We start from the raw sequence: 22070 nt of genomic DNA on the forward strand, positions 1-22070 counted from the left end.
CTGAACATTGATTCTTTGTGAAGCTGTTGATCTGTTTCCACAATCATCTGTTGCGGTCCAAGTTCGGGTCACGCTGTAATTACCCGGACAGTTGCCTGGAGTAGTTACATCGGCAAAAGTTAAAGAAGCAACCGTACAATTATCCGTTGCTGTTGCTTGTGCAAAGGCAGGCAAGGCAGGACAATTGATGGTAGATGCAGCAGGTAGAGCACTAATTACTGGCATGATATCGTCTTTTACAACAGTAAAAGTACTAGTGCATGTTTTAGGAATTTTGTGGCAAGCATCAAATACTTTATATTCGAAACTCAATTGTCCACCACAGGTCAGATTGCCTAAAGGCGGAAAATCTACCAGGTTATCAGTAACTGGACTAATTCCACCCGTATTACTGAAACCAGCTTTCCAAGTATTGTAAGCTGTTGTTATTGCTTCGGTCGTGCTGCATACTGGTAAAGTAACAGGCTCAGAGCAGGTAACTGCCAGATTACTCAAATCCAAATTCAACTGAATTGGAGCTCCCGGAAAATCCTTTAATTCGGATTGAGCTGAATTTCCTGAAGATCTTGTTCTAATAAACAGTGTACTGATTGTAAAGCATGGATTATTAATCGCTTTAAGCACTTGGGTAAGATTGATAGCGCCCTCAGCCCATTGATTTGGAGCATAGACACCATTACCGATGCCACTTCCATATACGTCAAAGGGTACTGTGGTAGTCGAAAAATTATTGGTTAAATAAACATCGCCAAAAAACTCAGAGTTGGGATGAACCACATATTCAAAACCACTTCCCACTGCTGTCCATACCCGAATCACGACGTTAGCGTCACCGCCTCCTTGGGTAAATTCAATAGTCAGCAATATGTCACCTACTGTACGTCCTCCTTGGGTTCCTGATGTAGTAAACCCACCACTACCCCCTGTAATTGGTCTAATACCAGTTAGGGGGTCAGGGCCGCCAAGAACAGCACCAGTAATCGTTAAAGGAGCCTGTAAAAACTCAAAATCTATGTAACTGCTCCCATTGGTTACCTGACGGTCCCCTGCAAAAAGACACCATAAATCCGTTTCAAGTCCAGGTCCACTAGTACCGGCAACAAAGGTTTGATTATCAATACTTACTCCACCTGTTACGCCTGAATCTCCATAACTAAAATGTGCTCCACAATTTTGGATTTCATTTTTGTTAGGCGAAGATCCTGCACCCCAAGTATAGGTGTTGGGATTATCATTTATCTTATTAGAGAGTGTAAATATCGTTGGATCATTTAGATAAGGATCCTGCAGAAAATAGCTGACCGGTACAGTAACAAGGTCCGTGGGTTTGTAAAAAACTTGGCCTGTAACTGGGCTGACTACACCATGCCCATCTATAGTAGGATGCAATTTGTCAAATAAATCACCTACACCTTGATGTGTAGGATCAATAGATCCATATATAGTACCAGTAGGTTCATGAGCAAAGGCATCGCCATCAACACCTGAACCACTATGAGGGTATTGTACTGGCACTATGCCTCTTATTGCCCCCTGCGCATTAACTCTATAACCCGTCATTAAAATTGCTGCCAACATTAGTGGCAAAGCAAACGACTGACGCCCATAGCAAGACCATAGTCTTGATAGAGAATCAATAAGAGTTATAAAATTAAATTTTGAAAAACCTACGTTTAAAAGTTGGAAAAAAGTACAACAATATTCTTGCATACTTTTTATCTTAAAAGAGATAATTTTTTTCATAATAATTTGGTTTTAAGACCATATTATTAACAAGAAAGCATTAGTAGAGTTTGGGGTTGCGAAAAACTAAAGTGTGTTGTTTCATAAATTGTATTTTATACGATTACATTAGAAAAAAAAGTTTACATTTTTGAAAAATGTAACTCCTAGAAAACGACCATCTTCAAAAAATAGATTTATGAAGTATACTCTCAATAAACTGGATATGTGATTTGGGAATCAAAAATCATATCCTTATTACTAACAAAAAAACACTTTTTTAAAACAATTTAAAATATTGATTTAAAATGATTAGAATTAAAAAATAATAAAAATAGGGTAAACAAAAGTTTTCAAATTCAGGGATAAAACTTGTAAAAAACGAAACATCTTCAAAAAATAATTTTATGAAGTACTCCATCATTTAAGGATATTTTATTATGGGGAAACAAAAAGGTCCTTATATTAATCTGAAAGCTGCTTGATAAACAACTTAAAATCAAATAATTTTTTGTTAAACCAAAGTTAGGTATTACAGTAAAAAATGAAAAAAAAACAAAGCTAAACAAGACAACATTCTATTATTCCCGACAAGGAACATAGTTCACTAAGAAAACCTTTACAGCACTAAAAAATTAATACTAAAAAACCTGTTAACTATTTGATTTTCAATTAATTAATATTTTTATTACATAAATTTTGTTAATCAAAAAATAATGTTAAAGACCATAAATCCCTCTTACATTTTAATCATTTAATTGCATTTATACTGATTTTTAGATAACAATTTTAGACAATTATTGTGAATTTTAAATTATTAAAATTCACTCATTTTTTTAACGTCTTCAGAAGCATCACAAGGATTTTTAAAATGTAGATTTTTATTCTTTCGAAATATAGAACGAAATGATAATGAGAATAAAAACCAAGATGGTTATAAAAGATAAAATCAAAGCCAAATCAATACTATTGAAATGGCTTTGATTTTAGTATAAATATTAAATGAAAATTAATCCACTTTTAGTAAAATACAAATGATGAAAATACTAATGAAGTGCTTCATCATCCAAAGAATATTTTAGAGTGAGGAACAAAAAAATCTTTTATCAACCTCAAAGTAGTTTTATACAATAACTTAAAATTCAATTAAAAAACAACAAAAACAAACCTCGGAAATTTTTACTTCCGAGGCTTATTTTTATATACTCTAATCCATTTCATTCTTTTTTAGGGATTAGACAATTATTGAGAATTATCTGGAAGAGATTACTTTTTTAGTACTGCTTCCTCTGTCCGTAGTTACTTTTACAACATAAACTTGCTCTTGTCCTTTATTTGCTTTAAGGCTTAGTGCAATTTCTTTGTTCAAATAACCATGAGCATCAGTTTTTGAAAGTACTAAAATACCTTGTGCATTGAACACCTCAATTTTTACATCAGACACATAATCAAATTTATATCTAATAGTAAGCTGGTCTTTGAAAGGAACCGGATATGCATCAAAACCTACGCTTTCAATTTTTGCTTCAATAGTAGGAGCTTTATTGATCGTACTAGGTGCAATTGTTGTAGGAAGTGTACAATTTCCAGGTAATGGAGTATTGTCTGAACACCCTGCAACTGCATCTATAGTTCCAGTACTTCCTGCAGCAGCTGTAAGTGAGTTATTAATGAAACTTGCGAAAGTATACTTACTAACCAAATCAGCACCAGAATAAACAGCATCAATAATTGATTTCACTTCGTATTTCACCGAAATAATATAAGTAGCTCCCGGAGTGGCGCCTGATACAACATAACTTGCATCTTTTCCTCCATTTATAATACTTCCTGTAAAGGTCACGCTTTCACAACTACTTGTAAACAAACGAACCTGATTTGAATTTTGAATACTAAACAGTTTATTTAAATCTCCGTCATTGGTTTGTTTTACTACAATTGTGAAGTTAGCTGCAGGGGCAGTAACATTTGAATAGTAGAAGAATACACCTGGTACAGCATTAGTCACTGTTTTATTGCTAACAGTTGTACATACATTGTTTAATCCGATAGCGGTTCCTGTGGTAAAATTACAACAGGTAGTCTGAGTCGGGAAGATGTGGGCACAAGGAGTAACACTAATGGTTTGGCTACAGGAAGTAGACTCATTACCACAAGCATCAACTGCTTTCCAAGTACGTGTTTGACTTCCATCAGCATTGACTACTGTACCAACAGTAATAACGGTTAGCGTACTACAATTATCAGTAGCAGTTGGCTCATCAAAATTAAATTCAGCATTACATTCAATCGTTTTAGGACCTGAACATATGATCACTGGAGCAATTGTATCCTGCACCGCAATAGTTCTGCTACAAGTAGCGGTATTGCCGCAATCATCGGTAGCCGTCCATGTTCTGGTCACACTGTAGTTACTTGGACAACTGCCTGGAGTGGTTACATCAGCAAAAGTGATTGTCACACTAGGATCACACGTATCGGTAGCTGTTGCTAGACCAAAAGTTGGGGTGCCTGGACAGCTAATAGGTGAGGTTACCGTAGGACAAGTAATTACTGGAGGTGTGGTATCCTGAACGTTAATGGTTCTACTACAGGAAGCGGTATTACCACAATCATCTGTAGCGGTCCATGTTCTGGTCACGCTATAATTACCTGGACAGTTGCCTGGAGTGGTTGCATCAGTAAAAGTGATTGCCACACTTGGGTCACAGGTGTCGGTAGCTGTTGCTACACCGAAAGTCGGAGTGGCAGGACAGTTAATAGGTGAGGTTACCGTAGGACAAGTAATTACTGGAGGTGTAGTATCCTGAACGTTGATGGTTCTGCTACAAGATGCGGTATTACCACAATCATCTGTAGCGGTCCATGTTCTGGTCACGCTGTAGTTACCCGGACAGTTGCCTGGAGTGGTTACATCAGCAAAAGTGATTGCCACACTAGGGTCACACGTATCGGTAGCTGTTGCTGTTCCGAAAGTCGGAGTAGCGGGACAATTAATTGGTGATACTACCGTAGCACAAGTAATTACTGGAGGTGTGGTATCCTGAACGTTGATGGTTCTGCTACAAGTAGCGGTATTACCACAATCATCTGTAGCGGTCCATGTTCTGGTCACGCTATAATTACCCGGACAGTTGCCAGGAGTGGTAACATCAGCAAAAGTAATTGCCACACTAGGGTCACAGGTATCGGTAGCTGTTGCTGTTCCGAAAGTCGGAGTGGCGGGACAATTAATTGGTGATACTACCGTAGGACAAGTAATTACTGGAGGTGTGGTATCCTGAACGTTAATGGTTCTACTACAAGATGCGGTATTACCGCAATCATCTGTAGCCGTCCATGTTCTGGTCACGCTATAATTACCCGGACAGTTACCTGGAGTGGTTACATCAGCAAAAGTAATTGCCACGCTTGGGTCACACGTATCGGTAGCTGTTGCTGTTCCGAAAGTCGGAGTGGCGGGACAATTAATCGGTGATACTACCGTAGGACAAGTAATTACTGGAGGTGTGGTATCCTGAACGTTTATGGTTCTGCTACAGGTTGCAGTATTACCACAATCATCGGTAGCCGTCCATGTTCTGGTCACGCTGTAGTTACTTGGACAACTGCCTGGAGTGGTTACATCAGTAAAAGTAATTGCCACACTTGGGTCACAAGTATCGGTAGCTGTTGCCGGACCAAAAGTTGGTGTGGCAGGACAGTTAATCGGTGACACTACCGTAGGACAAGTAATTACTGGAGGTGTAGTATCCTGAACCACAATAGTTCTGCTGCAGGAAGCGGTATTACCACAATCATCTGTAGCGGTCCATGTTCTGGTCACGCTATAATTACCCGGACAGTTGCCTGGAGTGGTTACATCAGCAAATGTAATTGCCACACTTGGATCACAGGTATCGGTGGCTGTTGCTGTTCCGAAATTAGGAGTAGCAGGACAGTTTATCGGCGATACTACTGTAGGACAAGTAATTACCGGAGGGGTAATATCCTGAACGGTGATGGTTCTGCTACAAGATGCGGTATTACCGCAATCATCTGTAGCGGTCCATGTTCTGGTCACGCTGTAATTACCCGGACAGTTGCCTGGAGTGGTTACATCAGCAAAAGTGATTGCCACACTTGGATCACAGGTATCAGTAGCTGTTGCTGTACCAAAATTAGGAGTGGCAGGACAGTTAATTAGCGACACTACTGCAGGACAGGTAATTACTGGCGGAGAAATATCCTGAACGTTGATGGTTCTGCTACAAGATGCGGTATTACCGCAATCATCTGTAGCGGTCCATGTTCTGGTCACACTATAGTTACCTGGGCAGTTGCCTGGGGTGGTTACGTCAGTAAAAGTGATTGCCACACTTGGGTCACAGGTATCGGTAGCTGTTGCTACTCCGAAAGATGGTGTGGCAGGACAGTTAATAGGTGATACTACCGTAGGACAAGTAATTACTGGAGGTGTAGTATCCTGAACCGTAATAGTTCTGCTACAGGTGGCGGTATTGCCGCAACCATCGGTAGCCGTCCATGTTCTGGTCACGCTGTAGTTACCCGGACAGTTGCCTGGAGTGGTCACATCGAGAAAAGTTATTGGTATAGCTCCAGGACAATTATCGGTAGCTGTTGCTACACCAAAGGATGGTGTGGCTGGACAATTAATTGGAGAGGTTACCGTTGGACAGACAATAGTCGGTGGTATTACATCCGTACACAAATTCACTTGAAAAGGTGCTCCGGGAAAATCCTTTAATTCTGATTGACCGGAAGAACCAGAAGTTCTGGTTCTCACAAATAAGGTACTAATTACAAAACAAGGATCATTCCCTCCAAAAATTCTAGTTATATTAACAGCCCCTTCTGCCCATTGATTTGCAGCATACGCCCACAAATTAGGATTGGTGGAAATAGGAGCTTGATTATAAATAGGATAAGGCACTATGGTTTGTCCCGTGTTATTAGTACCATAAACAGTCCCTGCTGGAGGGGTAATTGGATCACTATAAGCAGTTCCATTCCATTGTCTAACAACAACATTTGCGGATACCCCACCTTGGGTAAACTCAATAGTTATTAAAAGATCATTAATTGTACGCCCGCTAGGATTACTAGGAGTAGTCGCCGCAGAGGTAAAAGTTCCAAAATTAAACCCTTTTGCGTCAGTTCCTGTCACAGTCATTTCTAATTTTTTTTGCAGAATCTCAAAATCGATATAACTGCTCCCCTCAGTTACTTGACGGTCTGCAGCGAAAATCAACCATAAATCGGCAGGATTTCCACCCAAAGCAAGATCCCCATGAGTAAAATGGGCAATTGCATTTTGAATTTCATTTTTGTTTGGTGAAGAACCAACGCCCCATCTATAATCGGATACCTTATCATTAATCTTATTGCTACCGGTGAAAGTAGTTGGATCACTAGTTGTAATATTATCTCTGAAAAAGGTGGTATTGGGATAAACATAGAATTCAGGAGGTAATGGTCCGTCCGGGTAATTGTAAGGGGGTGGTATAGGCACAAATATCCCTCCGGGATTAGCAGATGCATTTGTTTCACCTGGCTCGAATAGAAAGTCTCCCCAAGCTGTATCATCACCAGTAGCTCTAACAAATGCATTTCCATCAATAGCAAACCCTCCCTTAGGGGCTATTACTGGCGCTCTTCCTAGAATATTTTGGGCATTCGTGGTATAAGTTGTCATTAAAATTGCTACCAACATAAATGGTAATACAATCTGGTAACAACGAAACCATAAATTTGACAGGTAATCAATTGAATTTCTCTCCTTAAATTTAAAAAAACTTAATTTAGAAACAGTGTTTTTCGTTGAGAAGCAACAATTTATTTTGCTAGATAAAACATCGAAAAACTTCGAAATTGTATTCTTTTTCATAATAAAAGTATTTTTACATCATAAATTAGAAAAAAGGAAAATTTACAGACTTGGGAAAAAAACTTATAGAAAAAAACACCTTCATAAAAACATTTATGAAGTACACCATCGTCCAAAGGATTTTTATTGTGGGGAACAATAACTAAATTCTTTATCAACCAGACAGTTGCTTAAAAAAGCAATCTTAAAAATCTAATCTAAAACAATTAGCATTGAAATTAATAAAATAGGTATCTAACAAAAGTTTTCAGACTCGGGGAAGAAAACTTGTAGAAAAACGAAACATCTTCAAAAAAAATAATTTAATGAAGTAGTCCATCATCTAAAGGTTCTTTTATTTTGGGAACAAAAAAATCCTTTTATTAACCTGAAAGTTGCTTGATAAACAAGCCTAATCAAATAATTTTTTGTAAAACCAAAGTTAGGTAATACATCAAAAAAAGGAAAAAAAACAGACCTAAACAAGACAACATTCGATTATTCCCGACAAAGAACACCCTTCACTAAGAAAAGCTTTACGGCAATAAAATATTAATACTAAATAACTCGTTAACTGTTTGATAATCAATTAATTAATAGTTTTATTACATAAATTTTGTTAATCAAAAAACAATGTTAAAAGCGACAAATTACTCTTACACTTTAATCATTTAACTGGACTTATATTGATTTTTTGACAACAATTTCTGGAGCTTATTGATTATCTTAAACTATTAAAATTGATTCATTTTTTTAAAGATTTCAGAAATATAATAAGGATTTTAAAATATTAATTTTCATTCTTTAGAAATGTTGTAATGAACAAAAAATGACATTAAAAAAAGATTCATCATTGCCGAAAAGTCTTTTATATCTAATCTAATATTCAAAAAAAAGACTTAAGCCATATAAAAAAAGCCACCCCCAATAGTCTTGAGATAGCTTTGACTTTACTACAAATAGTAGGTATTAATTAATCACTGTTTTTTAGGACGTTACTACAATTGAAATGGTTTTTTATCTTTTTTTATTCATAAATACCTGATAAACAGAGGCGTACAATACCAATATTTTCAACATATATCGTTTTCGTAAATGATAAAATAGTACCTAAATCAGAAAAGATAGCGATGTTCCAGCACAGCTCAGTGAAGTAATTTAGCATTATAAATTTTAATTATTAATTTAAAAATTAGTATCATGAAAAAGATTTTAAAATTAAGTTTATTGTTGGTAGTGGCAATGACTAGTATGAGTTCGTATGCAATCGACGGTGATTTTTTACTTAATGTAAAAAAAGGTAAAGGAAATGAAATTAGCTTTTCTCTAAATCAAATCAAAAAAGTTAATGTGTCTATTTATGATAATGAGAATAATTTAATCTACGCCGAAAATGCAAAAGGTGAGAAAGGAATCGTAAGGACATATAATTTAGATGAATTTCCAGTTGGAACTTATTATTTGGTTGTGGAAAACAATCTAAAAAAAGTAAGACATGAAATTATTATTTCTGAAGAAAAGTCAATTTTAACAACAAAAGCAATCTCGGAAGTATACAAACCGGCATTGAAAAATAAAAACGTAGCAAATGTTGATTAGTTTGTTACCGAAAAGAATACCCGTATATTATTTTTAAGAGGCTGTATCTTTATAAGAACAGCCTCTTTTTATGATTAAAATTATTGCCTCAAATGTAATTTATAAGAAATTCAAAAAGGATTCCCATCACTGAAAGGTCTTTATTAAATATTAAAAAAGATTCCCCAAAAAAGCAGGATAAGCGACCACTACCCTTTAACTAAAAAGCGAAAGCGAGTGTCTGAGATCCTGCCCTAAAGCAGGATAAGCGATTCACACCCTTTTTGCTTACATATTTCTTCTATACTGACCACCAACTTCAAATAAAGCCGAAGTAATTTGTCCCAAAGAACAAACCTTTGTCGCTTCCATTAAGTGTTCGAATAAATTTTCATTTTTAATGGCAGCCTCTTGAAGTGTATTCAAGTGATCCTTTACTAAATCCTGATTGGACTGGTGTAAATGATGCAACATATCTATTTGATATTGTTTTTCTTCTTCGGTGGCACGAATTACTTCGGCTGGAATTACCGTTGGAGAACCTTTGGAACTCAAGAACGTATTCACTCCGATAATTGGAAATTCACCGGTATGTTTCAAGGTTTCATAATACAAACTTTCTTCCTGAATTTTACTGCGTTGGTACATCGTTTCCATAGCGCCAAGAACACCGCCACGTTCTGTAATTCGGTCAAACTCTTCTAAAACTGCTGCTTCCACTAAATCCGTCAATTCTTCGATAATGAACGAGCCTTGAATTGGATTTTCATTTTTGGCCAATCCTAATTCTTTATTGATAATCAGCTGAATTGCCATTGCACGACGCACAGATTCTTCTGTAGGCGTTGTAATGGCTTCATCATAGGCATTCGTATGCAACGAATTACAGTTGTCATAAATCGCATACAACGCTTGTAAAGTCGTACGAATATCATTGAAATCAATTTCCTGTGCGTGTAAGGAACGACCTGAAGTCTGAATGTGGTATTTCAACATTTGTGCGCGTTCGTTAGCGCCGTATTTATTTTTCATGGCTTTCGCCCAAATTTTACGTGCCACACGGCCTATAACTGCATATTCCGGATCTACTCCATTCGAGAAAAAGAAGGATAAGTTGGGTCCAAAATCGTTAATATTCATGCCACGACTCAAATAATATTCCACATACGTGAAGCCATTAGAAAGCGTGAAAGCCAATTGAGTGATAGGATTTGCACCCGCTTCGGCAATGTGATATCCTGAAATGGAAACCGAATAAAAATTTCTAACATTCTTGGTAATGAAATATTCCTGCACGTCACCCATTAATCTAAGGGCAAATTCAGTAGAGAAAATACAGGTATTTTGTGCTTGGTCTTCTTTAAGAATATCAGCCTGAACTGTTCCTCGAACTTGAGATAAAGTTCTTGCTTTAATTTCATTATACACTTCCAAAGGTAAAACGGCATCTCCGGTAACGCCCAAAAGCATCAATCCTAAACCGTTGTTTCCTTCGGGTAAATCCCCTTGATAATGTGGTGTTTCTACTCCTTTTTTAGTGTAGATTTCTTTGATTTTTTCGGCAACTTCAGTTTCCAGATTGTTTGCTGCGATATAAAACTCACATTGTTGATCAATCGCTGCATTCATGAAAAATCCTAACAACATAGGCGCCGGTCCATTGATAGTCATACTTACCGAAGTCATCGCATGAACCAAATCGAAACCCGAATATAATTTTTTGGCATCATCCAAACAACAAATAGAAACTCCGGCATTCCCGATTTTTCCATAAATATCAGGACGTACATGTGGATCGTTTCCATATAAAGTCACACTGTCAAAAGCAGTAGACAAACGTTTTGCAGGTAATCCCGCGCTCACATAATGAAAACGTTTGTTGGTTCTTTCCGGTCCTCCTTCCCCTGCAAACATTCGTGATGGATCTTCTCCTTCCCGTTTAAATGGATACAAACCTGCCGTGAAAGGAAATTCTCCAGGAACATTTTCCTGCAAACACCAACGAAGAATATCTCCCCAAGCTTTGTACTTTGGTAACGCAATTTTAGGGATTTGAGAATGCGAAAGCGACTCCGTATGCGTAGCCATTTTTATTTCTCTGTCCCGAACTTTAAACGTATAAACTGGATTTTTATATTTATTTACTTTTTCATTCCAAGTCAAAATGATTTCCCAATTGTAGGAATCCAAATCCATTTTTACTTTATCAAATTGATTCAGTAAAAGATTTAAAAAGATTCTATCCTCAGCTACTCTTGGTTTTTCAGATTCCAAAGTGCTTGGTAAAACCGAATCGTCATTAATTCCTGTCTTATTTAATTCAGGGATTTTCTTGGCAACCGATTCAATCGTTTTGAAAATTCCGTATAATTTCTGGGCTACATGTTCTTGACTTACCGCCGTAGTATCATATTTTCTATTGCTTTCGGCAATTTCAGATAAATAACGGGTTCTGTGTGGTGGAATAACGAAGATTTTCTCGCTCATTTCACGTGTGATTTGGAACGTTGATTTCAAATCAGAATTCGTTTTCTCCTGGATTTTATCCATTATCGCTTTGTAAAGCGTATTCATTCCCGGATCATTAAACTGCGAAGCAATCGTCCCAAAAACAGGAAGTGTATCTAGATGGACATCCCAAAGATTGTTGTTGCGTTGGTATTGTTTTTTTACGTCTCGTAACGCATCGAGAGAACCGCGTTTGTCGAATTTATTTATTGCTACCAAGTCGGCAAAATCAAGCATGTCGATTTTTTCTAACTGGGTTGCAGCACCAAATTCTGGTGTCATTACATATAAGGAAACATCTGAGTGATCCATAATCTCCGTATCGGATTGCCCGATTCCGGAAGTCTCCAAGATTATTATGTCATATTTGGCTGCTTTTATCACTTGAATCGCATCGGCAACATATTTTGATAAAGCCAAATTCGATTGACGTGTTGCCAATGAACGCATGTAAACTCTAGGACTATTGATGGCATTCATTCGGATTCTATCACCAAGCAATGCTCCACCCGTTTTTCTTTTGGATGGATCTACTGATATTAACCCAATAGTTTTTTCTGGAAAATCGATTAGAAAACGACGGACTAATTCATCTACCAACGATGATTTTCCTGCTCCACCCGTTCCCGTAATTCCAAGAACCGGAATAGTACAATTTTCATTTTTTTTATGGATTGCTTCCAAAGTTTGGGCTGCAACATCAGGAAAATTCTCTGCAGATGAAATAATTCGGGCAATGGCTTTTGGATTTTTTTCGTCTAAATGATTGATTTCATCAGTCAGTTGATCTCCAATAGCATAATCAGCGCGTTGCACTAAATCATTTATCATTCCTTGTAACCCCATAGCGCGTCCGTCATCCGGAGAATAAATTCTGGTGATTCCGTAGGCTTGTAATTCGGCTATTTCTGTAGGCAGAATCACTCCGCCCCCACCGCCAAATATTTTAATTTGTCCAGCTCCTTTTTCTTGAAGCAAGTCGTACATATATTTAAAATATTCGTTGTGACCTCCTTGATACGATGTTATGGCAATAGCATTAGCGTCTTCTTGAATCGCTGTATTGACCACTTCTTCCACACTTCTATCGTGACCTAAATGAATCACCTCAACACCGGTAGATTGAATAATTCTACGCATGATGTTAATGGCTGCATCATGACCATCAAAAAGAGCTGCTGCGGTTACAATTCTTACTTTATTAACAGGGATATACGGTTTTACGAGTTCCATTTTATGAATATGATAATTTAAGAGTGCAATTTACGATTTTATTTTAAAAATTATTTAATCTCAGTCATAGTTGTTGATAAATAAGCAAGGATTTTGTTATTTAGCCCTGATGGAAGCGGCATCCCTCGCTTTTTCAGCGAGGATACAGCGGACAGCGGGACGACTGTTCCTTAATAAATCCTAAAGTTTGTGCTCCTAAATAAAATCGTGGCTTTATTTTTGAATAAGTAGTACTTTTGACACAAGTCATAGGCCGAATTGATAAAGTAAATTTATAAAAACAATTTAAGATGAAAAAAATTTTAATTTTAGTGGCGGCAGTATCACTTTCCAGTTGTGCCGAAATGCAACAGGTTCTGAATCAATTACCGCAAACGCAAGGAATAGGTGGAGTTGATATTGCAGGAGGATTGAAGGAAGCACTGAATAACGGGATTTCTAAACAAGTAACTAAATTGACCGCGACAGATGGTTTTTATAGAAATGAAGCCGTAAAAATTTTACTGCCGGAAGAATTAAGAAAGGTAGATGCTGGTTTACGAAAAATTGGTTTGAGTTCATTGGCTGATGAAGGTTTAAAAGTATTGAATCGTGCTGCTGAAGACGCGGTTAAGGAAGCGACTCCAATATTTGTTGATGCGGTAAGAAACATGACTTTTATGGATGCCAAATCGATTTTGATGGGTAATGAAAGTTCAGCAACTACTTATTTACAAAATAGCACCTCAACAGCTTTGTACGGAAAATTTAATCCTGTGATAAAAAATTCATTCACTAAAGTGGGTGCCGATAAAGTTTGGTCTAACATTATAACGAAATACAATAGTATTCCATTAGTAAACAAAGTGAATCCAGACTTGACTGATTATGTTACCAATCAAGCGATGAATGGCGTTTTCAAAATGGTTGCTGTTGAAGAAAAAAATATCAGAACCAATTTAAGTTCTAGAACTTCTGTTTTATTGCAAAAGGTTTTTGCGATGCAGGATAAAAACTAATTTGGATACTAAACTGTTCTCTATTTTTAAAACATAAACACGAAAATCAAATTTTTTTATAAAAAGAAATAAGTTTAGTTTTGAAAAACACTATTCTTATTATCAGACTAAAGTCGAAAGAAATACATAAAATGCAAAAAATTACAATCCTTATACATTGCGAAGACCAAAAAGCAATTATAGCCTCTGTTACCAATTATATTGCCTCAATTGATGGTAATATTATCTATCTGGACCAACATGTTGATGCCGATGAAAATGTATTTTTCATGCGCTTGGAATGTGAGTTCAGTGCCAAAAATTGGGATATTGAAGCAATCAAAACTGATTTTCAAGCTAATTTAGCAAATCCTTTTAATATGTCTTGGGAAATGTATACCCAAGACGAAAAACCAAAAATGGCGCTATTTGTTTCTAAATATGACCATTGTTTGTATGACATTTTAGGACGATACAGCGCCGGTGAATTGCCCCTTGAAATTCCTTTGATTTTAAGTAACCATGAGGATTTAAAATCAGTGGCGGAACGTTTTGCTATTCCGTTTCATTATGTTCCTTTCACCAAAGACATTAAGGACGAAGGCGAACAAGAACAAATGGATTTACTGAATCAATACAATATTGACTTTATTGTTTTGGCGCGCTACATGCAGATTATTACACCCAATTTAATTGCACAATACAAAAATCAAATTATTAATATTCATCACTCGTTTCTTCCTGCATTTCCTGGAGCGAAGCCCTATCATTCCGCTTTTAAGCGCGGCGTGAAAATTATTGGTGCCACCAGTCATTATGTGACCGAAGGATTAGATGAAGGTCCAATTATCGAGCAAGATATTGCCCGAGTTTCACACAGTCATTCTATAGAAGATTTTATTATGAAAGGACGTGATCTGGAACGCATGGTTTTGGCAAGAGCCATAAAATTACATGCGGAGCGAAAAACGATGGTTTACAACAACAAAACGGTGGTGTTTTCTTAAATCCTCACCCCTCCCGATCCCGAAGGATCGTGACGGAATTCTTCAAAGGAGAGGAAGCCGTAACCCCATAGAATTAAAGAATCTTGTCTGTAATAATAAAATGTTCGCATAAATTTTTATACATTAGTATAGAACACAGATTAGACGGATTGTCACAGATTTTTTTGATTATAATATTAAAAGGCGAACTTGGTTATGACACTTATTTAAATCTGTGTTAATCTGTTCAATCCGTGTTATCCGTGTTCTATTTTCAGATGTGTCCAGACGACAACACCAAAGTGAGCATTTGTATTATTTCATTAACCTAAAACTTCAATTTCCATTGCTTTACCATTGTTGTCAAATACTACTTTAGTCCAAAATGATTTTGCTTTTTTATTTGTTGGGTACCAATCCCGGTTTTCTTCCACCAGAATAAAAAGCCCCGTATCTGTTCCTAAAACAATGAATTTATTTAGTTTGGGTTGCTTTGAAAATATAGAAAGATCATACTTTTTACAAATTTCATCACTTAACTGTGAAATATTTTTCGAAACAAAACCTATCTCGCTAACCGATACAATTGACGATCCATCAAAAGGCTTTTCCGAAGCATTATCCAAACCAAAACGGGCAATGAATTCTAAAACATTTCCATTATTGTCATAAAAATAAAAGGACTTTGCATTCCAATTATAAAAATCTGCAATTTTATCGGGTGGAATTACATCTAGAATTTCCGTTTTCTTTTCTATCCAGGCAAAAGCTTCCAGCAATTTATTATTTGGTATATCAAAAGCAAAATGGTACACTGGCTTTATGTTTTCAGAAGACCTGAACGTTAGTTTTGTGAAACCTGCTCTAAATGAAATACTCGAATTGTTTTTTGAAACAGTTTTAAATCCAATGACTTCATTATAAAACAACTCCGTTTCATTTATATTAGCTGTCAATAATTCAAGTTCAAGGATATTCATCACATTTTATTTAAGTTATAAACAGAATTTAGAAGTTTATCTCAAAGATAACACACTTGCTATCATAATCAAATTGATTGTTTTTATCTTTTGCATCCAGCCAATCTTTGCTTAATTTTGGATCAAATTATACAAGATGAAAAAAATAGCGTTACTACTTCTTCTCGTTCCATTTATTGGCACAGCTCAATTTAAAGATTTTATTAAGAAAGCAGCGGACAAAGCTTCGACACTTACAAAAACGAATACGAGCATAGACATTGCAGCCGGTTTAAAAGAAGCATTAAATAAAGGAGTAACTGAACAAGTATCGAAATTAACAGCAATAGATGGGTTTTATAAAAACGAAACCGTAAAAATTTTAATGCCCGAAGAATTAGCGAGAGTTGACAAAACACTTAGAAAAATGGGGATGGCTAATTTAGCAGATGATGGAATTAAAGCATTAAATCGTGCTGCTGAAGATGCCGTAAAAGAAGCAACTCCAATTTTTGTCTCGGCGATTAAAAACATCACTATTACTGATGCTAAAAGCATTTTGTTAGGAAATGATACTGCCGCCACCACTTATTTACAATCTTCTACAACGGTACCATTGTATGCGAAATTCAGTCCTGTTGTACAAAAGTCCATCAATAAAGTGGGTGCTGATGTAATTTGGACTTCCATTATAAAAAAATACAATACTATTCCTCTCGTTTCAAAAGTGAATCCTGATATAACCGATTATATCACCAACAAAGCGCTGGATGGAGTTTTCAAAATGATTACTGTCGAAGAAAAAAATATCAGAACCAATCTAAATGCCAGAACTTCGGATGTATTGAAAAAGGTTTTTGCTTTGCAAGACAAAAAATAATTGCAATCAACACCTAAATCATTTACTGTTTCTTCCTACTTTTATCATTCATAAAATTTAAGAAAAAACTTAACGTATACACAACAAAGTAATAACAAAATCTTAACAGCAAAAAGCTCGCTTATGTTTGACCTTTGTAGGGTAATAAACTGGTTATTTATTATTTTGGTTTTGGTTAGTTAAAGAATTGCCTGCATTTATAATGCAGGCATTTTTTTATTTAGCTGTATTTATAAAAGAAAGGACGGCATCGTTGAATACATTGGGTTGCTCCACATTTACCACATGTCCACACTTTTCTATGACAAAGAGTTTTGAAGATTTATAATGATTCTCCACCACTTTTCGAACCGATGGTAAAAACATATAATCCTCTTCACCCATAACATAAAGCGTCGGAATATTTAATTCGACCTGACGAAACCATTTGAGAACCGGATTAATCTCGGCAGTGAGTTTAAACCATTTAATAAATTCTTTCTGGTATAATTTTTTGGCCTCGTTTATAAAAAGTACACGAGATTGCTTGTGACTTTTTTTAGGCATGATAACAAAGGCAAAGAACTTATATAGAACCAAATAAGGCAATACATATTTAAACATATTCCCCAATCGCATCAATACTTGAGAACGGAAATTCATTTTCAGGATCGCACCGCCAAGAATCATACTTTGAACACGATCCGGATACATTTCGGCTAATTGTCTGATGAGTATGGTACCCAATGAAATGCCAACAAAATGTGATTTTTTTATTTTTAGAAAGTCTAAAACCTCCAGAATATCATCGGCCAAAGCCGAAAAAGTATAGTGCTGCTTGAAAGCCGTTTTTAAGGTGGGTTTTGATTCTCCGTGACCACGCAAATCCAATAACAATACATTATACTGCTTTTTGAAATCGCGTATTTGTTTGAACCAGATAGAAGAACTTCCGCCGGCACCATGCACAAAAGTGACCCACTGATCGGTGTTTTTATTTTCGTAAATGGTGTAATTAATCACGTTTTTATTTTTTGTAAAAATAGGATTTTAATTTTAAATCTCAATCTTAACATATATTAATACTAATTTAACAATTGTAAAACGTAAATTTGCAAAAAAATTACACCGATGATTGGATTATTGAAAGAGAAAAGTGAAATAGAAAAGCTTAAAAAAGAATATCAAATACTTGCTGAACAAAATTTCGAAATAGAAAAAAACACTGTAAATCCTAGTGATGCTGCAGAAGAATTAGTTCTGGAAGAATGTGAACTATAATTTTTGATGTATTTTTTTAAAATAGTCAAACGCTTTTAGCAAGCGGCTTCCATACCAAGAAAACATTTCGCCATCTACAAACACCGTTTTTGCATGATGCGTGTGCCTTCCTATTTCAAAAGCATCTTCTTCCTTGAAAGGAAAAGGTTCTGAGGATAGAAAAACCAAATCCGGATCACCTTCCAATCGCATTTTTTTGAGTTCGATTTCTGGGTAACGCGATTTATTTTCGTAGATATTCTGAAAATGATTTAGTTTTAATAATTCATTGATGAAATTATCCGAACCAGCGACCATAAAAGGGTTTTTCCAGATGAAATACGCTGCTTTTTTTACTGGTATATCTTTGACGAAGTTTTTAAAATCGCTCAGGGCAAAAGCCAATTTGTCGTTCCATTTCTGGGCTTCGGTTCTGCAATTGAAAAGCTGACCAAAATCGGTAATCATTTGAGAATTGTCTTCAATCGTGATAATATCCGTCACCCAAACCGGACAAATTTTACGCAGCTCCTCCACAATTTCTTGTGTGTTTTCTTCTTTATTACAAATGATGATATCCGGTTGCAACAATCTGATTTTCTCGTAATGCACTTTCTTGGTTCCGCCAACAATTTTCTTCGTTGACTTAAAATGATACGGATGCACACAGAATTTTGTAATCCCAATAATGCTGGCTTCCAAGCCTAAATCATACAACAATTCCGTTTGTGAAGGAACTAATGAAATAATGCGTTTTGGTGAAGTTTCAAAAGAATGGGAAGTCCCGAGTTGGTCAGTTATAGTCTTCATGTTTTTTGTTTAAAGTTAAAAGGTTTACGTTCAAAGTGGAGCAACTTTAAACATTAGACTTTAAACAATCATTAACCTAATATCGCTGCCATTTCCTGTTGCATTTTCAACGCCTCTTCTCTTGCTTTTTCAACAAAATCAGTTCCGTTTGAAGCATAAATTATGGCTCTGGATGAATTAATCAGTAATCCTACATTAGCATTCATACCGTATTTACAAACTTCAGACAAACTTCCGCCTTGCGCTCCCACTCCGGGAACAAGCAAGAAACTGTCAGGGACAATTTTACGAATTTCAGTAAAATATTCGGCTTTTGTGGCGCCGACAACATACATTAGGTTTTCGCTGTTTTTCCACGTTTTAGAGGTTTCTAATACGTGTTTGTACAATTCTTTTCCATCCACATTTAAAGTCTGGAAATCGAACGCACCTTCATTGGAAGTCAAAGCCAACATAATAGTATGTTTATTTTCGAAAGCAAGAAAGGGTTCTACCGAATCTTTCCCCATATAAGGAGCAACAGTAACGCTGTCAAAGTTCAAATCTTCAAAAAAAGCTTTGGCATACATCGAAGACGTATTTCCAATATCACCACGTTTTGCATCTGCAATTGTGAAAATATCCGGATAAGTTGAGTTGATGTAATTAATTGTTTTTTGCAACGACATCCAACCTTTTATTCCGTAAGCTTCATAAAAAGCAGTATTAGGCTTGTAAGCCACCGCTAAATCATGGGTCGCATCGATTATCGCTTTATTGAATTCGAAAATAGGATCTTCCAGTTCTAATAAATGGGATGGAATTTTATTTAAATCAACATCGAGTCCTACTGCCAGGAATGATTTCTTTATTCTGATTTGGTCTATAAGTTGTTGTGTAGTCATTGTTGTGTGTTTAACCGCAAAGTTCGCAATCCCGACGCTTCGGGATTCGCAAAGTTCACAAAGATTTAATCTGTTTATTATTTTTTACAAAGTCGAAAACAGTAAAAAACTGTTAAAAAAAATACCATGCTAAATAATTTAGTATGGTATCTTTTCTCTTTATTCTTGCATCTCTTTTCTTTAAAAAACTTCGCTGGCTTCTTTCAATTTTTCCATGTTGTTGACTAACGCCAGCTCATCAACAATTTTCTGAATGTCGCCATTCATGATATTCCCTAAATCATATAACGTCAAACCAACACGGTGATCCGTTACACGACCCTGCGCATAATTATAGGTACGAATTTTTGCGGAACGGTCACCAGAACTTACCTGAGACGTACGTTTTGTAGCATCCTCAGCTTGTTTTTTGGCTAATTCCTGTTCGTATAAACGGGAACGCAAAACTCCAAATGCCTTGTCTTTATTTTTATGTTGTGATTTTTGATCCTGACATTGCGCCACTAATCCTGTTGGAATGTGCGTCAAACGAACAGCTGATTTAGTTGTATTTACCGATTGTCCGCCTGGTCCTGAAGAACAGAAAAAATCCACACGTACATCATTCATATCAATTTGCACATCAAATTCCTCCGCTTCCGGCAATACCATAACAGTTGCTGCTGATGTGTGAACACGTCCTTGCGTTTCTGTTTGCGGTACGCGTTGCACACGGTGAACACCTGCTTCAAACTTCAAGGTTCCGTAAACATCCTCACCCGTAACTTCAAAAATCACCTCTTTGAAACCGCCCGAAGTTCCTTCATTCATATCCACAACCGAAGTTCTCCAACCTCTGTTCTCACAATATTTCGTGTACATACGGAACAAATCCCCTGCAAAAATACTCGCTTCATCCCCACCCGTTCCGGCACGAATTTCCACCATAACATTTTTGGCATCTTCCGGGTCTTTAGGAATCAACATAAATTTGATTTCTTCCTCTAATTCCGGTAATCTTTCTTTGGCTTCATCGAGTTGCATTTTGGCCATTTCGGTCATATCTGCATCACTGTTATCCGAAATTATTTCGTTTGCTTCATCCATATTTGCCATGAGAAGCACGTATTCGTCGCGCTTTTCAGCCAAAGCTTTCAAAGTTTTATACTCTTGATTCAATTGCACATAACGCTTCTGATCCGAGATAACATCCGGCTGAATGATTAAATCCGATATCTCATCGAAACGTTGTTTTACTATTTGAAGTCTATCTAACATTTTCTTAGTCCTTTTATTGGAGTGCAAAAATACGAAAAAAGTATTCAGTTTGCAAGGTTCCCAATTGAGATTGTCATTGCGAACAATAAGGAACGAATTGTATGGCAATCTGGAGCTGTTTCCTGCTATTCGCTGTATCTTTTTCTGGCAGAAAAAGCCAGAAAAAGGATGCCACTGCTGTCAGGGCTAGGGATTTTTGTTAAAAAAACAACAATTATGATTTTCCGTAAAATACCTGACTTAAAAGCAGTTACTTTAAAAAAATATAAAAAATAAAATATTTTAATACGTATTTTCGGGATAAATATATATATTTGGTCAAACATCAAATGCAAAACAAAGCTTCGCTTTTTTTGTAAATTTAAGAAACCATTTTCATTCAAATAATTATTAACTAATTTTCTAATTTATTATGATTATTTTCGGAACTAAAAGTACACCATCGGTAATTAACACTGGTGAATTTAACTGTCCTAATTGTCACGACAAAAGAAACTACACATTAAAAAGATATAAGAAACATTTCCATATCTTCTTTATTCCATTAATTCCAATGGACAATTTAGGAGATAGTTTAGAATGTCAAAAGTGTTCCTCTAGTTATGTACCAGGAAGTATTCTTACAAGAGACGAATACAGCCCCGAAAATCCATTAGGGAATAACAATTCAGCAAACTACCTCGGCATTTTTCCAAGTGCTTTCGGAACTAGATTAGGAGCCTATGTACTAGATCTAATACTTATATACCTATTAATCGTTGCAGCAACTTTTTTAACATCAGGATTACTTACCATATTTATTGGTTTTATTTATTTCGTATGCTGTGATTTTATATTTAAAGGTAGCTCCATTGGCAAATTAATTTTAAAAATAAAAATTTCAGAAATTAAGGAAGATAATTTACCTACAGCAACAAATATTATTATACGAAATGTAGTAAAAGGTATTTGCGGGCTATTCCCTCCTATCTATTTGGTAGCACTATCAAATGAAAAGCTACAAACACTTCACGACAAAATTTCTAATACAATTGTAATTAGTAAATAGACAAAACTTCCTAAAAATAAGCATTGCTACACTGGTGCTCGTTTGCAACGAGCGCCAATTTTAATTTAGAGCTCAATCGTAGCGTTTGCAACGCGAAAACTATATATTTTAAATCTTTTAAAA

15 protein-coding genes are annotated in these 22070 nt (G+C 36.1%); 7 read left to right on the top strand and 8 right to left on the bottom strand.

Features of this window, described 5'->3' with window-relative positions; translation table 11 throughout:
• A partial coding sequence (locus ACM55K_RS04135) for a hypothetical protein (RefSeq protein WP_416848982.1) occupies positions 1–1743 on the bottom strand: 1743 nt, incomplete at its 3' end.
• Between the two features lie 1231 nt (positions 1744–2974).
• Positions 2975–7435, bottom strand: coding sequence for a T9SS type A sorting domain-containing protein (locus ACM55K_RS04140; RefSeq protein WP_416848983.1), 4461 nt, complete (start codon positions 7433–7435; stop codon positions 2975–2977).
• Between the two features lie 1353 nt (positions 7436–8788).
• Here ACM55K_RS04140 and ACM55K_RS04145 point away from each other — a divergent pair.
• On the top strand, positions 8789–9187 hold the full coding sequence (locus ACM55K_RS04145; protein ID WP_416848984.1) for a FimB/Mfa2 family fimbrial subunit: 399 nt from the start codon (positions 8789–8791) through the stop codon (positions 9185–9187).
• A 267-nt stretch (positions 9188–9454) separates the two neighbouring features.
• On the opposite strand, the gene ACM55K_RS04150 is transcribed toward ACM55K_RS04145, so the two are convergent.
• Positions 9455–12907 (bottom strand): methylmalonyl-CoA mutase family protein, encoded by a 3453-nt coding sequence (locus tag ACM55K_RS04150; protein ID WP_416848985.1) that lies wholly within the window; start codon positions 12905–12907, stop codon positions 9455–9457.
• Between the two features lie 290 nt (positions 12908–13197).
• On the opposite strand from ACM55K_RS04150, the gene ACM55K_RS04155 reads away from it, so the two are divergent.
• Positions 13198–13905 (top strand): DUF4197 domain-containing protein, encoded by a 708-nt coding sequence (locus tag ACM55K_RS04155; RefSeq protein ID WP_416848986.1) that lies wholly within the window; start codon positions 13198–13200, stop codon positions 13903–13905.
• 131 nt (positions 13906–14036) lie between these two features.
• Positions 14037–14891, top strand: coding sequence for a formyltetrahydrofolate deformylase (purU, locus tag ACM55K_RS04160; protein WP_416848987.1), 855 nt, complete (start codon positions 14037–14039; stop codon positions 14889–14891).
• 302 nt (positions 14892–15193) lie between these two features.
• On the opposite strand, the gene ACM55K_RS04165 is transcribed toward purU, so the two are convergent.
• On the bottom strand, positions 15194–15850 hold the full coding sequence (locus ACM55K_RS04165; RefSeq protein ID WP_416848988.1) for a VOC family protein: 657 nt from the start codon (positions 15848–15850) through the stop codon (positions 15194–15196).
• A gap of 136 nt (positions 15851–15986) precedes the next feature.
• Between ACM55K_RS04165 and ACM55K_RS04170 the strand changes: the two genes are divergently transcribed.
• Positions 15987–16709: a DUF4197 domain-containing protein gene (locus tag ACM55K_RS04170; RefSeq protein ID WP_416848989.1), complete on the top strand. Its 723-nt coding sequence runs from the start codon at positions 15987–15989 to the stop codon at positions 16707–16709.
• Positions 16710–16925: 216 nt separating this feature from the next.
• Here the strand turns inward: ACM55K_RS04170 and ACM55K_RS04175 are convergent, their stop codons facing one another.
• Positions 16926–17711 (bottom strand): alpha/beta fold hydrolase, encoded by a 786-nt coding sequence (locus tag ACM55K_RS04175; RefSeq protein WP_416848990.1) that lies wholly within the window; start codon positions 17709–17711, stop codon positions 16926–16928.
• 108 nt (positions 17712–17819) lie between these two features.
• Between ACM55K_RS04175 and ACM55K_RS04180 the strand changes: the two genes are divergently transcribed.
• Positions 17820–17969: a hypothetical protein gene (locus ACM55K_RS04180; RefSeq protein WP_416848991.1), complete on the top strand. Its 150-nt coding sequence runs from the start codon at positions 17820–17822 to the stop codon at positions 17967–17969.
• Here the strand turns inward: ACM55K_RS04180 and ACM55K_RS04185 are convergent.
• From ACM55K_RS04185 to prfA, 3 genes are all read right to left on the bottom strand, one after another.
• Positions 17964–18758, bottom strand: a complete 795-nt coding sequence (locus tag ACM55K_RS04185) for an ABC transporter substrate-binding protein (RefSeq protein WP_416848992.1) — start codon at positions 18756–18758, stop codon at positions 17964–17966. The genes ACM55K_RS04180 and ACM55K_RS04185 overlap by 6 nt on opposite strands.
• Before the next feature lie 71 nt (positions 18759–18829).
• A complete protein-coding gene (gene pyrF / locus ACM55K_RS04190) occupies positions 18830–19642 on the bottom strand; it encodes an orotidine-5'-phosphate decarboxylase (protein ID WP_416848993.1) in 813 nt (270 codons plus the stop codon).
• Between the two features lie 180 nt (positions 19643–19822).
• Positions 19823–20899: a peptide chain release factor 1 gene (prfA, locus tag ACM55K_RS04195; protein WP_416848994.1), complete on the bottom strand. Its 1077-nt coding sequence runs from the start codon at positions 20897–20899 to the stop codon at positions 19823–19825.
• A gap of 21 nt (positions 20900–20920) precedes the next feature.
• On the opposite strand from prfA, the gene ACM55K_RS04200 reads away from it, so the two are divergent.
• The gene (locus ACM55K_RS04200) at positions 20921–21175 is read left to right on the top strand and encodes a hypothetical protein (protein ID WP_416848995.1); all 255 of its coding nucleotides are present in this window, start codon (positions 20921–20923) and stop codon (positions 21173–21175) included.
• Between the two features lie 136 nt (positions 21176–21311).
• Complete coding sequence (locus ACM55K_RS04205) at positions 21312–21947, top strand: RDD family protein (RefSeq protein ID WP_416848996.1); 636 nt, start codon at positions 21312–21314, stop codon at positions 21945–21947.
• The last annotated feature ends 123 nt before the right edge of the window (positions 21948–22070 follow it).

It is taken from the genome of Flavobacterium arabinosi (assembly GCF_048158725.1).
GTDB lineage: Bacteria > Bacteroidota > Bacteroidia > Flavobacteriales > Flavobacteriaceae > Flavobacterium > Flavobacterium arabinosi.